Annotated in this window: 3 protein-coding genes (1 of these 3 running past the window's edge); all 3 read right to left on the bottom strand. The window is 66.2% G+C overall.

Annotated elements, in window-relative coordinates; all coding sequences use genetic code 11:
• Tightly spaced (each overlapping or abutting the next), the 3 genes in view from ACM62G_RS27530 to ACM62G_RS27520 form a layout consistent with a single transcriptional unit that may run on beyond the window.
• Positions 1 to 1,057: the 5' end (the start) of an amino acid adenylation domain-containing protein gene (locus ACM62G_RS27530; protein WP_419736067.1), read on the bottom strand. Its footprint begins 15,350 nt before the window's first position; the window shows 1,057 of its 16,407 coding nt (coding positions 1–1,057); it begins with the start codon at positions 1,055 to 1,057; its stop codon lies off the left edge, out of view.
• The gene (locus ACM62G_RS27525; RefSeq protein ID WP_419736066.1) at positions 1,054 to 14,649 is read right to left on the bottom strand and encodes an amino acid adenylation domain-containing protein; all 13,596 of its coding nucleotides are present in this window, start codon (positions 14,647 to 14,649) and stop codon (positions 1,054 to 1,056) included. Before ACM62G_RS27525 ends, ACM62G_RS27530 begins: the two co-directional genes overlap by 4 nt.
• Positions 14,571 to 17,168, bottom strand: coding sequence for a non-ribosomal peptide synthetase (locus ACM62G_RS27520; protein ID WP_419736065.1), 2,598 nt, complete (start codon positions 17,166 to 17,168; stop codon positions 14,571 to 14,573). Before ACM62G_RS27520 ends, ACM62G_RS27525 begins: the two co-directional genes overlap by 79 nt.

The raw sequence follows: 17,168 nt of genomic DNA, 5'->3' as shown, positions 1-17,168 counted from the left end.
GGCTCGCCACGCTCACTCCCTGCTGCCGGGCCTGGGTGCGCAGGCGCCGACTCAGTTCGGCGGGCAGCGCCTGGGTCGCTTCCTCGACGCCACGGCCGTCGCCACGGACATCCTGCAGGCCGAATGGCAGCGTTGGCTCGTCGACGTCGCCGAGCATCTCGCGGAAGAACCGTTCATGGGTCTCGCGGCTCACGCCCAACCGGGCCTGGGCCACGTAGTTGCGATACGGTACCGGCGTGCCCAGCGTCCGGGCCTGGTCATAAAGGTACGCATGAATTTCCTGCTGCACCACTTCCAGGGCGGCGTGGTCGATGGCGATGTGATGAAACAGCAGCATCGCCACCCAGCGCCGGTTGACCGCATCGTGGGCGAAGGCCAGCCGCAACAAGGGCGCCTGGCTGATATCGAGGCGGTAATGCCGTGGGTCGAAACGTTGCTGCAATTGCTCGATGGCGGCGCCGGCGAGCGGATCGATGTCGATTTCCGTGATCGCCAGCCGGGCCTGGCGCCAGACCACCTGCACCGGCTCGTCCAGGCCTTCCCAGACCACGCTGGTGCGCAGAATGTCGTGACGGTCGATGACCTGCTGCAAGGCCGCAGCGAACTCGTCGAAACGCGCGCGACTGGCGATCGCGAACTGCGCCTGCAGGACATAGGGGTCACCCTGCCCGGCGGCAATATGGTGATAGAGAATACCTTCCTGCAAGGGCGCCAGCGGGTAGATGTCCTGCACATTGCCCGCACCGCCGGGGACCGTGGCGACAATCTGTTCGATGGCCGCCTGGTCGAGCCTGACCAGCGGCAACATGTCCGGGGTGATGCACGTACAACCGGGCGGAATGGCCAGGGCGGGAATCTCCACCTCGCCGGCCTTGCCACTGGAGTATTCGCCAGCGTTGATCAGCTCGATCAGCGCCGCCTTGTTGTCGCGCAGCATCGCCAGCACGGCGGGCTCGCTGAGGGACTGTCGTCGGCCGCTGACTACCAGTTGGTCGCCCTTGACAGCCAGTTGCACATCCTTCTCTTTCAATACGGCCAACAGTTCGATCACGCTCACAGAACAATCTCCATTCTTTCCATCGTTGCCGCGTATTCAGATAAGGTGGGGTGTTCGAACAGGTCCCTGACGTCAGCCTCCAGCCCCTCCTGGCGCATCCGTTCCATGAGGCTCACGGCCAGCAGCGAATGGCCGCCCAGCTCGAAGAAATGGTCATGTCGGCCGACCTGCGCGACACCCAGCAGTTCTTGCCAGATCCCGGCGATCAGGGTTTCGTTTTCGCCTTGCGGGGCCTCGTAGCCACGGTTGATCAGCGCATCCCCGTCCGGGGCCGGCAGAGCCTTGCGGTCGAGCTTGCCGTTGGGGGTCAGCGGCAAGGCATCGAGACGCACATAGGCCACCGGGACCATATAGGGCGGTAATTGCCCCAGCAGCCAGCCGCGCAGGCTGTCGATAGCCGGCTCGTTATCGGCGGACTGGAGGGTGTAGTAGGCCACCAGGCGCTTGTCGCCCGGCACGTCCTCGCGGGCGGTGACCACCGCTTCGCGGATCGCCGGGTGTTTCGCCAGGCGGGCATCGATCTCGCCCAGTTCGATGCGGAAACCGCGGATCTTCACCTGGTCGTCGTTGCGGCCCAGGTATTCGATGTTTCCATCTGGCAGGTAGCGGCCGAGGTCGCCGGTGCGGTACATCCTTGCCGAAGCGTCCTGGCTGAACGGGTCCCGGAGGAAGCGCTCGGCGGTCAGATCATCGCGGTTCAGGTAGCCACGGGCCACGCCGGCACCGCCGATGTAGATTTCACCCGGGACGCCCAGCGGGACGGGTTGCTGCTGTTCGTCCAGCAGATAGAACTGGGTGTTGCCCACCGGCTTGCCGATATGCGGGGCGAAGCCGTCTTCGCGGTCCATGGCCACCCAGCTGGAGTAGGTGGTGGTTTCCGAGGGGCCATAGAGGTTGCACAGGCACTGGACTGTGGTTTTCTCGAACAGCGATTCCACCAGGCTGCGTTTCAGCGCTTCACCGGCCACGTTGACGGTGTGAACTGAAGCAGGCAGACCATCCACTTCCAACAGCGCTTTCAACGCTGAAGGCACGGTGTTGATCAGGCCGATAGCGTGCTCGCCGTGTTGCAGTTCCAGGACGTTCTTCACCACCTCGATACTGCCGCCCGAGGTCAGTGGTGCAAAGCACTCGTAGACCGCCAGGTCGAAGTTCAGCGAGGTCGAGAACAGGGTCTTGTCCAAGGCCCCGTTGTCGAAGGCCCCGTGGGCCCAGGTCAGGAAGTTCACCGTGTTGCGGTGTTCGATCATCACGCCTTTCGGCAAGCCGGTCGAACCCGAGGTGTAGATCAGGTAGGCCAGATGGGCCGAGGTCAGGCCCGGCACTTGCGGATTCCGGACGGATTCGTCCTGCCAGGTGCCCTGATCCAGATTGATCACCGGCACCGACACGCCGGCCAACAGGTCCTGGGTCGCGTTCTGGGCCAGCACCACGGCCGGCGCACTGTCCTGCAGCATGTAGGCGATCCGCTCAGCCGGATAGGCTGGATCCAGCGGCACATAGGCGCCCCCGGCCTTGAGAATCGCCAGCAGGCCGACGACCATCTCGGCGCCGCGTTCGACACAGATCCCCACGCGGGAGTCCGGCTGCACACCCTGCTTGCGCAGGGCATGGGCCAGACGGTTGGCCTGTTCGTTCAGTTCGCGATAGCTGAGCTGCCTGCCGTCATGGATCACCGCCACGGCATCCGGCGTACGCTCCACCTGGGCCTCGAACAACCCATGAATGGTCTGCGCCTGCGGATATTCCAGCGCGGTGTCGTTGAAGCCCACCAGCAACTGCTCACGCTCGTCGGCCGGCAGGATCGACAGGTTGTCGAGCGCCGCAGCCGGTGACTGCTCCAGCGCATCGACCAGGCGTTCCAGCGCCGACTGCATATAGCCGCAGACGCGTTGGGCTCCGACCTTGTCAGTCACCAGCACCGTCAACTCGAGCCCGTCACCCAGGTCGTCGACATTCAAGGTCAACGGGTAGTTGGTGCGCTCCTCTGCGCCCAGCACCTCGATACCTCGCCAGGCCTCGAGCGCCTCAGCCGAGGGTTCGGCCGCGACACTGTGGCGATAGTTGAGCAGCGCGCTGAACAGCGGCAGCGGCGCAGCCACACCGCTGCAACGCTGGGCCAGCACCAACGGCGCATGTTCATGACCCAGCAGCGCCGTGAGTCGGGCGTGGGTCGCCCGGACCCCGTCCCGAGCCCCCTGTCCCGCCAACTCCACACGCAGCGGCAAGGTGTTGATGAACATCCCCGGTGCCCGGTCGACGCCCTCGCCGCCCTGCATCCGGCCCATCAGCACGGTGCCGAACACCACGGTGCGCTTGCCCGAAACCTTGCCCAGCACCTGGGCCCAGGCCAGGTGCACCAGGCTGGCGACACTCACCCCCAGCTGGCGGGCCTGGGCCCGCAGGCGCGAGTCCACGCGGTGGTCCAGGGCCAGGCTGCCTTTCTCGATACCGCGACCATCGCCCTGCACATCGAGCAACCCGAACGGCAGGGTCGGTTCATCGATATCCCCGAGCAGTTCGCGGAAGAATCCTTCCTGGGCCTCGCGGCTCGTGCCCAGGCAGGCCTGGGCCACATAGTTGCGATAGGGCACGGCGGCACCGAGCTGGCCGGCCAGGCCCAGCAAGTGTGCCTGCATATCATGGAGGACCACTTCTATCGCGGTATGGTCGAGGATCATGTGGTGAAACAACAGTATCGCCACCCAGCGTCGATGGGGCCGGTCCTCGGCGAAGACCAGCCGCATCAGCGGTGCCTGGGTCATGTCCAGGCGCGAATGACGGGGATCGAAGCGCTGTTGCAACTGCTCGACGATCTCGCCTTCGGCTGCATCGAGTTCGACCTCTTCCAGAGACAGCCGAGCCTGACGCCAGACCACCTGCAGCGGTGTTTCCAGCCCCTGCCAGAGCACGGCGGTGCGCAGGATGTCATGACGGGCGATCACGCTTTGCAAGGCGTCGATAAAGGTGTTCAAACGCTCACGGTCGGCCATCTCGAACAGCGTCTGCAGGACATAGGGGTCGCCCTGTTCAGCCGCCAGGTGATGATAGAGAACCCCTTCCTGCAGGGGGGCCAGCGGGTAGATATCCTGCACATTCGCCACGCCGCCGGGCACCATGGCCACGACACGATCGATCGTGGCCTGTTCAAGGCTGATCAGCGGCAGCATGTCCGGGGTGATCCGCTGGCAATCCGCGGGAATCAGGTTGGCCGGGATTTCCAGCTCGCTGCCCTGGCCCGTCGCTATCGCAAGGGCCGCCAGGGTGGGTTGGTCGAACAGAACGCGTACATCGGCCCTCAGACCGACCTGGCGCATGCGCCCGACCAGGCTGACCGCCAACAGCGAGTGACCGCCCAGTTCGAAGAAATGATCATGGCGGCCGACCTTTTCGATACCCAGCAGTTCTTGCCAGATCCCGGCCAGGCGTATTTCGATGTCCCCTTGCGGCGCTTCATAGCCGCGGCTGACCAGCGCCGCCAGATCCGGCACCGGCAGCGCCCGACGATCGATCTTGCCATTGGCGGTCAGCGGGAAAGTCTCCAGGCCCACATAGGCCGAAGGCACCATGTACTCCGGCAGGCGCTCCAGCAGGTAGGCCCGCAGCGCCTCGATCTCCAGCGTGGCATCGGTCGAGCTGTAGTAGGCCACCAGGCGTTTCTCGCCGGGATGGTCCTCACGGGCCAGGACCACCGCCTCCTGGATCGCCGGATGCCCGGCCAGGCGGGTTTCGATCTCGCCCAGTTCGATGCGCAGGCCACGGATCTTCACCTGGTCGTCGTTGCGCCCCAGGTACTCGAGGTTGCCATCGGCCAGCCAGCGCGCCAGGTCGCCGGTCTTGTACATCCGCGCCTCGGGTTCGCCGCTGAACGGGTCCTTGAAGAAACGCTCCGCGGTCAACGCCGCACGCCCCAGGTAGCCACGGGCCACGCCGGCACCGCCGACATACAGCTCACCCGGTACGCCCAGCGGCACCGGATGCAACTGCTCGTCGAGCAGATAGACCCGGGTGTTGTCCACCGGCTTGCCGATATGCAGCGCCGCAGTCCCTCCTTCCATCAGCCCCGAGGTTGCCACCACCGTGGTTTCCGTCGGACCGTAGTTGTTGATCAGGGCAAACCGCTGCCCCTCGGGGAACTGCCGCAGGCGGTCGCCGCCGATCAGCAGGGTACGCAGGGTCGGGTGCTGCAACGACTGGCTGAAGGCGTACTCGGCAATCGGCGTCGGCAGGAAGCTCACCTCCAGTGGCTGTGCCAGCCACCAGTTCAGCAGGCCGTCGATATCCTCGCTGCCGGCGGTTGCCGGGGGCAGGTGCAAGGTGGCCCCGGCGCAAAGCGCCGGCCAGATTTCCCAGGCCATCGCGTCGAAGCCGAAACCGGCAACGCTGGCGGTCTGGCCACCCGCCGTCAGCGCGAAGGCACGGCAGTGCCAGCTCACCAGGTTGGACAACTGGCGGTGCTCGACCATCACGCCCTTCGGTTCACCCGTCGAGCCCGAGGTGTAGATCACATAGGCCAGATTTGCCGCGTCCAGCGTGGCGACCACCGGATTGTCCTGCGGTTGCGCGTCGACACCCGCTGCGCTGCGGGCCTCGGCGTCGAGCAGCAGCACCGGCACCTCGACCGCCGGCAGCCGTTCGCGCAGCTCGGCCTGGGTCAGCAGCACCCGTGGCGCGCTGTCGCGCAGCAGGTAGGCCAGGCGCTCCGCCGGGTGGGATGGATCGATCGGTACATAGCAGGCGCCGGACTTGAGGATCGCCACCAGGCCGACCAGCGTGTCGAGGTTGCGCCGGGCGCAGATGGCGATGCGATCGTCAGGTTGCACGCCGAGGCCGAGCAGGTGATGAGCCAGTTGGTTGGCCTGGCGATTCAGTTCGGCATAGGTCAGGCTTTGCCCGGCCTGGACCACCGCCAGCGCATCGGGGCTGGCCAGGACCCGGGCTTCGAACTGCCCGGCAAGGGTCAGGTCGGCAGGGTAAGGCACGGTCGCAGGATTGAAATCCTCCAGCAGATGCCGGCGTTCGGCAGCCGAGAGCACCGACAGCGCGGAAAGTGGGGTCTGGGGCGCCCGCTCCAGGGCATTGGCCAGATTCACCAGAGCTGTGTGCATGTAGTCGCAAATCCGTTGCGCACCGGTGCCCGCCAGGGTACCGACGCGCAGGGCAAAGTCTTCTCCCAGGTCGTCCACCGACAGCGTCAGCGGGTAGTTGGTCAGTTCCTCGCCGGCAATGGTCTCGATCCCGCTCCAGACCGACGGTTCGGCAATCTCACTCGTCAGGTGACGGTAATTCAGCAGCGAGCTGAACAGCGGCAGCGGCGCGGCCACGCCGCTGCAGCCTTGCGCGAGGATCAGCGGCGCATGCTCATGCCCGAGCAGGGCACTCAGGCGCGCGTGGGTGTTCATGATCCCTTCGCGCACACTCTGCCCACCCAGCGCGACGCGCAAAGGCAAGGTATTGATGAACATCCCCAATGCCCGGTCGGCACCCTCGCCGCCTTTCAGGCGTCCCAGCAGCACCGTGCCGAACACCACGTCATCCTTGCCCGCGACACTGCCCAGGACACGGGCCCAGGCCAGGTGAAAGAGACTGGCGGCACTGACGCCCGACTGCCGGGCCTGAATCCGCAGACGGCGGCTGAGGTCACTGCCCACAGGACATTGGGCCTGTTCGAGGCCGCGGCCGTCGCCCTGCACATCCTGCAGCCCGAACGGCAAGGTGGGCTCATCGACATCGCCCAACATTTCACTGAAGAATTGCTCGTGTTCGGCCTGGCTCACGCCCAGGCGGGACTGGGCAACATAGTTGCGATAAGGAATCGAGGCCGGCAGCTGCTCCTCTCGCCCCTGCATATGGGCTTCGACTTCAGCCACCAGCACCCCGACCGAAGTGGCGTCGTTGACCAGATGGTGGAACTGCAACAGACCGGTCCAGCGCCCGTTGGGCCGGTCTTGCGCATAGTCCAGGCGCAGCATCGGCGCCTGGCGAATATCCAGACGGACCTGTGGGTCGTCCAGTCGGGCACGCAATTGCTCGGCGATATCAGCGACCTGCGGATCCAGCGACACCTCGCTCACCGTCAGGGCAGCCTGACGCCAGACCACCTGCACCGGTTCGTCCAGACCTTCCCAGACCACGCCGGTACGCAGGATATCGTGACGCGCAATCACCGCTTGCAGGGCCTGGACGAAGGCCTCGACCCGCGCCCGGCTGTCGAAGTTGAACAGTGCGTGTTGCAGGTAAGGGTCGGCGTGGTCCACGGCCAGGTGATGGTGATACAGGATACCTTCCTGCAACGGCGCCAACGGATAGATATCCTGCACGTTCACCGCACCCTTCGGCACGCTTGCCACCACGTGGTCGATCTGCGCCTGGGTCAGGCTGACCAGCGGCAACAGGTCCGGGGTGATCCGCTCGCAGCCTGCGGGGATCAGGTTGCCCGGCACCACGATTTCCGTGCCGCTGCCCACCGCCGCCGCCAGGGCCGCGAGGGTCGGTTGACGGAACAGCACCCGCACGTCGGCGCTCAACCCGGCCTGGCGCATACGCTCGATCAGCGTGACCGCCAGCAGCGAATGCCCACCCAGTTCGAAGAAGTGGTCATGCCGCCCCACCCGCTCAACAGTGAGGACCTCGCTCCAGATTCGCGCCAGGGTGATTTCGATGTCCCCTTGCGGCGCTTCATAGCCACGACTGACCAGTGCCGCCAGATCCGGCACCGGCAGCGCCCGACGATCGATCTTGCCATTGGCGGTCAGCGGGAAAGCCTCCAGGCCCACATAGGCCGAAGGCACCATGTACTCCGGCAGTCGCTCCAGCAGGTAGGCGCGCAGCGCCTCGATCTCCAGCGTGGCATCGGTCGAGCTGTAGTAGGCCACCAGGCGTTTCTCGCCGGGATGGTCCTCACGGGCCAGGACCACCGCCTCCTGGATCGCCGGATGCCCGGCCAGGCGGGTTTCGATCTCGCCCAGTTCGATGCGCAGGCCACGGATCTTCACCTGGTCGTCGTTGCGCCCCAGGTACTCGAGGTTGCCATCGGCCAGCCAGCGCGCCAGGTCGCCGGTCTTGTACATCCGCGCCTCGGGTTCGCCGCTGAACGGGTCCTTGAAGAAACGCTCCGCGGTCAACGCCGCACGCCCCAGGTAGCCACGGGCCACGCCGGCACCGCCGACATACAGCTCACCCGGTACGCCCAGCGGTACCGGATGCAACTGCTCGTCGAGCAGATAGACCCGGGTGTTGTCCACCGGCTTGCCGATATGCAGCGCCGCAGCCCCCCCTTCTATCAGCCCCGAGGTCGCCACCACCGTGGTTTCCGTCGGACCGTAGTTGTTGACCAGGGCAAACCGCTGCCCCTCGGGGAACTGCCGCAGGCGGTCGCCGCCGATCAGCAGGGTACGCAGGGTCGGGTGCTGCAACGACTGGCTGAAGGCGTACTCGGCAATCGGCGTCGGCAGGAAGCTCACCTCCAGTGGCTGTGCCAGCCACCAGTTCAGCAGGCCGTCGATATCCTCGCTGCCGGCGGTTGCCGGGGGCAGGTGCAAGGTGGCCCCGGCGCACAGCGCCGGCCAGATTTCCCAGGCCATCGCGTCGAAGCCGAAACCGGCAACGCTGGCGGTCTGGCCACCCGCCGTCAGCGCGAAGGCACGGCAGTGCCAGCTCACCAGGTTGGACAACTGGCGGTGCTCGACCATCACGCCCTTCGGTTCACCCGTCGAGCCCGAGGTGTAGATCACATAGGCCAGATTTGCCGCGCCCAGCGTGGCGACCACCGGATTGTCCTGCGGTTGCGCGTCGACACCCGCCGCACGGCGTGCCTCGGCGTCGAGCAGCAGCACCGGCACCTCGACCGCTGGCAGCCGTTCGTGCAGCTCGGCCTGGGTCAGCAGCACCCGTGGTGCACTGTCGCGCAGCAGGTAGGCCAGGCGCTCCGTCGGGTGGGATGGATCGATCGGTACATAGCAGGCGCCGGACTTGAGGATCGCCACCAGGCCGACCAGCGTGTCGAGGCCGCGCCGGGCGCAGATGGCGATGCGATCGTCAGGCTGAACCCCCAGGTCAAGCAGATGATGAGCCAGTTGGTTGGCCTGGCGATTCAGTTCGGCATAGGTCAGGCTTTGCCCGGCCTGGACCACCGCCAGCGCATCGGGGCTGGCCAGGACCCGGGCTTCGAACTGCCCGGCAAGGGTCAGGTCGGCAGGGTAAGGCACGGCAGCGGGATTGAAGTCTTCCAGCAGATGTCGGCGTTCGGCGTGCGACAGCAGCGCCAGGTCACGCACCGCCACATCCGCCGTGCACTCCAAAGCCTCGACCAGCTCGGTCAAGGCTGTCTGCATATAACCGCAGACCCGCTCACCGTCGACTCCGGCCGTGACCTGGACGCTCAACAGGAAACCTTCGCCCTGATCGTCCACCGACAAGGTGCAAGGGTAATTGGTCCGTTCGAGCACGCCGAGCACCTGGGTTCCGGCCCACTGATCGCCACCGCTGGCTTCGCGTGCCGGGCTGTGCCGGTAGTTCAGCAGCGCGCTGAACAGCGGCGACGAGGCCGCCACCGCACTGCAACGCTGGGCCAGGACCAATGGCGCATGTTCGTGCCCGAGCAGCGCGGTCAGGCGCTGGTGGGTCTGGCGCACCGCATCGCGCACCCCGCAGGCGCCAACGTCGACGCGCAACGGCAGGGTGTTGATGAACATCCCCAGCGCCCGATCCGCGCCCTCGCCGCTTTGCATCCGCCCCAGCAGTACCGTGCCGAACACCACGTCGTCACGCCCACTGACGCCACCCAGCACCCGGGCCCAGGCCAGGTGATGCAGGCTCGCCGCGCTCACCCCCAGTTGCCGGGCCTGGGTGCGCAGGCGTTGGCAAAGATCCGCCGGCAGATCGCGGCGGACTTCCTTGACGCCCCGCCCGTCGCCCTGCACCTGCAGCAGGCCGAACGGCAGGGTCGGCTCTTCGACATCGCCGAGCATCTCGCGGAAGAACGCTTCGTGCTGCTCGCGGCTCACCCCCAGGCGCGCCTGGCCCACGTAGTTGCGGTATGGCATGGCTGCCGGCAGTTGCCCGGCCACGCCCTGCAGATGGACGAGCATCTCTGCGCTCATCACGTCCAGCGCGGTGTGATCGAGAGCGATATGGTGGAACAGCAGGATCGCCACCCACCTCCGGTTGGCCGGATCCTCGGCGAACGCCAGGTGCATCAGCGGAGCCCGGGTGAGGTCCAGGCGACATTCGCGGGGGTCGAAGCGACGCTGCAACTGGCCGAGGATATCGCCCTCGGCCGGGTCCAGCGGCAATTGCTCCTGCGGCAGTTCGACATGGCGCAGAACCACTTGCTGCGGCTGTTCCAGACCTTGCCAGAGCAACGCCGTGCGCAGAATGTCATGGCGATCGATCACCGCTTGCAGGGCGTCGGCAAAACGGCGCAGCTGAGCCAGGTCCTGCAGGGCAAAGGTCGCTTGCAGCAGATAGGGATCGCCCTGTTCGGCACTGATATGGTGATAGAGGATACCTTCCTGCAACGGCGCCAGCGGGTAGATATCCTGCACGTTGCCGACGCCGCCAGGCACGCCGGCGACGATACGGTCGATGCTGTCCTGGTCCAGCTGGGTCAGGGTCAGCATATCCGGGGTGATGCGCTCGCAGTGGGCGGGAATGCCATTGGCCGGCACCACGATCTCGATCCCGCCACCCACGGCGGCCGCCAGCGCCGCCAGGGTCGGCTGGCCGAACAGCACGCGCACGTCGGCACTCAGGCCGGCCTGGCGCATGCGCTCGATCAGTTTCACCGCCAGCAACGAATGACCGCCCAGCTCGAAGAAATGATCCTGGCGGCCGACCCGTTCGACACCCAGCACTTCGCACCAGAGCGCGGCCAGGCTGGTTTCGATGGCACCGGCCGGCGCCTGGTAGTCGCGGCTGACGAAGGCATCGGCCGAAGGTTCGGGTAGCGCGCGGCGGTCCAGCTTGCCGTTGGGCGAAACCGGGAGTTTTTCCAGGTGCACATAGGCCGCTGGAATCATGTAGTCGGGCAGCAACGCCTGCAAATGCAGGCGCAGGTCATCGGCCTCGGGAAGCGCCTGGCCGTCCTGCAGGCTGAAATACGCCACCAGGCGTTTTTCGCCGGGACGGTCCTCACGGGCCAGTACCGCCGTGTCCCGCAAGCCAGGGTACTGGCCCAGGCGCGCCTCGATTTCGCCAAGTTCGATACGGAAACCGCGAATCTTGATCTGGTCGTCGTTGCGGCCCAGGTAGTCGATATGACCGTCGGGCTGCCAGCGACCCAGGTCACCGGTCCGGTACAGGCGCGCCCCTTCGGTGGTGGCGAACGGATCGGCGATAAAGCGTTCGGCGGTCAGTTCATCACGGTTCAGATAGCCTCGGGCGACGCAGGCACCACCAATGTAGATCTCCCCCGCTACACCCACCGGCACCGGCCGGCGTTGTTCATCGAGCAGGTAGATACGGGTGTTGGCCACTGGCTGGCCGATGCTCGGCAAGGTCGGCCAGGCCTGTGGATCGCCGCTCAGGGTCAGGGCCGTGGTGACATGGGATTCGGTCGGGCCATAGTGGTTGTGCAGACGCGCCGCGTCCAGACGCTCGAAGAAGCGCCGCATCGGCCCGGTGATCCGCAACTGCTCACCGGCGGTGATCACATCCTGCAAGGCGCAGGCCGGCTGCCCGGTTTCGGCCGCCATGGCCTCGGCCAGGGCCTGCAGGGCAATGCACGGCATATACAGCCGTTCGATGCGCTGCTGGCAGATATGCTGGAACAGCCGGCGGAAATCCAGGCGGATATCGGCATGGATCAGCGACAGCTCGCCACCGGCACACAGGGTGCTGAAGACTTCCTGGAACGCCACGTCGAAACCCAGGGCGGCGAACTGCAAGGTACGCTGCACGGGCCGGCCCTGCTCGGCGGCCTGGGCAATCTGCCACTGCATCAGGTTGACCAGTGGCGCGTGGGGCATGGCCACACCCTTGGGCTGGCCGGTGGAACCCGAGGTGTAGATCAGGTAGGCCAGGTGCTGCGGGGTCAGTGCCGGGAGTTGCGGATTGTGCCGGGGCGCGGCGTCAATGCCGCTCTCGCCCCTGGCCTCGGCCTCCAGCCGCAACACCGGCATGGTCGCCTGGGGGAAACGCTCGCGCAGGCCCCGCTGGGTCAGCAGCACCCTGGGGGCGCTGTCTTCCAGCATATAGGCCAGGCGCTCGGCCGGGTACGACGGGTCCAACGGCACGTAGCCGGCACCGGCCTTGAGAATGCCCACCAGGCCGGCGACCATTTCCAGGCTGCGCTCGACACAGATCGCCACCCGGTCGTCGGCGCCGATGCCCTCGGCGATCAGCCGGTGGGCAATCTGGTTGGCCCACTGGTTCAGCTCGGCATAACTCAGGCGCTGGCCTTCATAGGTGACGGCCACGGCGTCAGGTTGTGCGGCAGCGTGGACCTCGAACAGTTGATGGACCAGCAGTCCTGGCGGATAGGCGCGATCGAAGGCGTTGAAGTCCTCCAGCAGCTGCCGGCGCTCCTGCGGCGGCAACCAGTCCAGGCTGTGCAGTGGCGCATCGGGCCGGCTGTCCAGCGCTTCGGCCAGTTGCTCCAGCACGGTATGCAGGTAGCCGCAGATCCGTTGCGCGCCGACTCCGGCCACGGCCTGAACGGTGAGGCCGAAGGAATCCCCCAGATCGTCCACCGACAGCGACAGCGGATAGTTGGTCCGTTCCTCGCCACCCAGCACTTCGACACCACCCCAGATCCTGGCCTGACCGACGTCCTCGGGTGCCTGGGCACCCACGGCGGCATGCCGGTAGTTCATCAGCGCGCTGAACAACGGGGTCGGCGCCGCGACGCCACTGCAAGCCTGGGCCAGCGACAACGGTGCATGTTCATGACCGAGCAAGGCCGCCAGTCGCCCGTGGGTCGTGCGCACGGCCGCCTGGATACCCTGCTCCCCTGCCGCGATTCGCAACGGCAGGGTATTGATGAACATGCCCAGGGCGCGATCGGCGCCCTCGCCACCGTGCAGGCGGCCCATCAGCACGGTGCCGAAGACCACGTCCTGGCGAGCGGACAGACGCCCCACCACCTGCGCCCAGGCCAGGTGGTGCAGGCTGGCGTTGCTCACCCCCAGGCGCTGGGCCTGATCCCGCAGCCGCCGGGCCAGGACCGGATCCACCGGTAGGTGGGCCTCCTCGATGCCGCTGCCGTCTCCCTGCAGGTCCTGCAGGCCGAAGGGCAGGGTCGGCTCGTCGACATCGCCGAGCATCTCGCGGAAGAACGCCTCATGCTCTTCACGAGTCACCCCCAGGCGAGCCTGGGCGACATGGTTGCGATACGGCACCGAAGGCGCCAGCTCGGCGCCCCGGCCCTGACTGAAGGCCTCGATCTCCCGGCCCAGCAGGGCCAGGGAAGTGGCATCGTCGATCAGGTGATGGAACAGCAGGACCGCGACCCAACCGCCGTTGGCGGCATCCTCGGCGTAGTGCAGACGCATCATCGGAGCCTGGTGCAGATCCAGGCGCATCCGGCGCGGGTCGAAGTGCTGTTGCAACTGGGTCGCCACGTCACCTTGATCCGGATGCGGCAGGAACGCCTCGAGGCGCAGCCGGGCCTGGCGCCAGACCACCTGGACCGGCTCGTCCAGTTCCTCCCAGGCCACGCTGGTGCGCAGGATATCGTGCCGGTCGATCACCGCCTGCAAGGACTCGCTGAAATCCAGCAACCGTTCGAAACGGTCGACCCGCAGCAGAGCCCGCAACAGGTAGGGATCGCCCTCGTCGCTGCTCAAGTGGTGATAGAGAATGCCTTCCTGCAATGGCACCAGGGCATAGATATCCTGGACATTGGCCGCGCCACCCGGCACGCCGGCGACCACGCGGTCGATCTGGGCCTGGCTCAATCGGGCCAGGGGCAGCATGTCCGGGGTGATGTGCCGGCAACCGGCGGGGATGCCGTTGGCCGGGACCTGCACTTCGCTTGCGTGGCCGCTGGCGGCCGCCAGGGCGGCCAGGGTCGGCTGACCGAACAGCACCCGCACATCGGCCTTCAGGCCGACCTCATGCATGCGTTCGAGCAGTTTCACCGCCAGCAGCGAGTGGCCGCCCAGTTCGAAGAACTGATCGTGGCGCCCCACCCTGTCCACGCCGAGCAACTCGGCCCACAACCCGGCCAGGGTCACTTCCACCGCGCCCTCGGGGGCCACGTATTCGCGCCGGGCATAGGCCTCGGCCGCAGGCGCCGGCAGGGCCTTGCGATCGAGCTTGCCATTGGCGGTCAGCGGGAAGGCCTGCAGACTGACGAAGGCGCTCGGCAGCATGTATTCGGCCAGCGTCAGGCGCAGTTGCTCGCGCAGTTGCACGGCGTCCAGCTCGACGCCGGCGGCAGAGATGACATAAGCCACCAGGCGCTTGTCACCCGGCTCGTCCTCGCGCACCAGCACCAGCGCATGACGCACGCCCTCGCAGGCGGCCAGTTGCGCCTCGATCTCGCCCAGTTCGATACGGAAACCGCGGATCTTCACCTGCTCGTCGTTACGCCCCAGGTACTCCAGGCTGCCGTCGGCCAACCAGCGACCCAGGTCGCCGGAGCGGTACATCCGCGCCCCGGGGCCGGGTCGAACGGATCGTCGAGGAAGCGTGAAGCGTTCAATTCCTCACGGTTGAGATAACCCCGGGCCACGCCCGCGCCGCCGACATACAACTCGCCCACCACGCCAGGCGGTACCGGATGCCCATGGCCATCGAGCAGGTACAGGCGCAGGTCGGGAATGCGCTTGCCGATCGGACTCGCCCCGATGCGCAGGGCATCCTCGGCCTGCAATGGGTAATAGGTCACGTGCACCGTGGTTTCGGTGATGCCGTACATGTTCACCAGTTGCGTACCGGCGTTCACGGACCGCGCATACCAGGGCTTGAGCATCGCCGTGTCCAGCGCCTCACCGCCGAAGATCACCTGGCGCAGTGCATGGGGCTGGGCGTTGTCGCCCTGGGCGGCAATCAGTTGGCGGAACGCGCTCGGCGTCTGGTTGAGCACTGTCACCCCGGCGCTGCACAGCAGTGCGTAGCAATCCTGTGGCGAGCGGCTGACCAGTTGCGGCACGATCAGCAGACGCCCGCCGTGCAGCAGCGCGCCCCAGATTTCCCAGACCGAGAAGTCGAAGGCGAACGAGTGGAACAGCGCCCAGGTGTCCTGTTCGTTGAAACCGAACCAGTCCTCGGTGGCCGTGAACAGCCGCGCGACGTTGCGGTGCTCGACCATCACGCCCTTGGGCAGACCGGTGGAGCCGGAGGTATAGATCACGTAGGCCAGGCTCGCGGACGTCAGCCCCGGCACCTGCGGATTGCGGACGGACTCGTCCCGTAGATCCAGATCATCGAGATTGATCACCGGCACCTGCACTGGTGGCAAGGCCTCCTGCACCGACTGCTGGCTCAACAAGGCCACCGGTTCACTGTCGCCCAGGGTGTAGGCCAGGCGCTCACGGGGATAGGCCGGGTCCAGCGGCACGTAGCCGGCACCGGACTTGAGGATACCCAAGAGACCGATGATCATCGCCGGGCCGCGTTCGACGCAGATGGCCACCCGGTCATCCGGGCGCACGCCCAGGGCCAGCAGGCGGTGGGCCACCTGGTTGGCGCGGGCGTTGAGTTCGCCGTAGGTCAGGCTTTCGTCCTGGTATACCAGCGCCACGGCCTCCGGCCGCTCGGCGGCGCGGGCCTCGAACTGCTGGTGGATCGTCTGCGTCTGGGCGAACGGCTGCTGCCCGGCATTCCATGCCTGCAACTGCGAGGCATCGCTCGCATTGAGCACGGAGAACGCGCGCACGGGCAACTGCGCATTCGCCAGCCCCTGGTCCAGCACATGCTGCAGGCGCTCGGCCATCGGCTCGATCTCGTCGGCCTGGAAATACGCCTCGTTGTAGATGTAGTGCAGCCGGGATTCATTGTCGTGGAGGTTGGTGCGCAGGTGGATGGCCAGCGGCGTCTGTTCATGATCGTTCGAGGACTTGTACACCCGGGCGCTCGATTGGCCGAAGCGGATCAGGTAATGGTGCGGCTCGTAGGAGAATGTCAGGTCGAACAGCTGCAGACGGTCGGTACGGCGCAGTTCCAGCAAGCGGTTGAGATCGCTGAGCGGGAAACGCTGGTAGCGGTAATCCTGCTTGACCGCCCGACAGATGCCCTGCACCAGCTCGGCAAACGACAGCTCATCGCCAAACCTCAGGCGCACCGCGCTGAGTTGGGTAAACAGCCCCAGGGTTTTCTTGAACTTGGCATTGGAACGGTTGAGGATCGGCACGCCGACCACCAGCTCATCGCGCGCATGGATCCGGGTGAAGTAGACATACAGTACCGCCAGCAGAACGTGGAAACGCGAGGCCTGAACGCTCTGGGCCAGTTCGTCGAGGCTGATGTCGAAGTGCCGGGCAAAACCGCAGGTGAAATGGCCGCTGCGGATCGGGCCTTCGCCCTGGGCCTGGAGGTGGCGTGGGGGCAGCAAGGGTTCGGGCAGCTCGCTGTACTTTTCCAGCCAGTAGGCCTGGTCGTGGGCGAAACGCGGCGACTGGCGGTAAGCGTGGTCGTCCTCGATGAAGTCGACATAGGACGGCGCCGTCAGATCCGGCGTACGCTCATCGAGCAGTGCGTTGTAGATCTGACCGAGAGAAGCGAATAGCGCATCGATACCCCAGCCATCGAGCACGATATGGTGGACGTGGATGACAAAGTAATAGCGTTGCTCGTCGATCCTGAGCAAATGGAGACGGAACAACGGGCCGCCGCGCATCTCGAAGGCGGTCTCGATCTGGCGTTGCATCCAGCGCTGGGCAGCCTGCCGGGGATCCGCCTCGCCCCGCAGGTCGATCGGTGCCACGCACATCGGCAGTGTTTCGGCAAAGGACTGCAGCGGCACGCCCTCCTCGTCGCGCTGGTCGAGCAGGACCATGCGCAAGGCGTCGTGCTTTTGCATCAGCAGGTCGACCGACCGCTGGAACACCTCGGGATCGAGGTGCCCCTCGATATCCAGATAGCCGCCGATGTTGTACAGCGGCGAATCGCCTCGGGTCATCTGGTCCAGCCAGATATTGCGTTGGGCAGCGGTCAGAGCAAACGCCAT

Source organism: Pseudomonas sp. COR18 (genome assembly GCF_048568395.1).
Lineage (GTDB): Bacteria > Pseudomonadota > Gammaproteobacteria > Pseudomonadales > Pseudomonadaceae > Aquipseudomonas > Aquipseudomonas fuscovaginae_B.
Note: the sequence above shows the minus strand (reverse complement) of the source record. Positions and strands in the feature narration are given on the sequence as shown.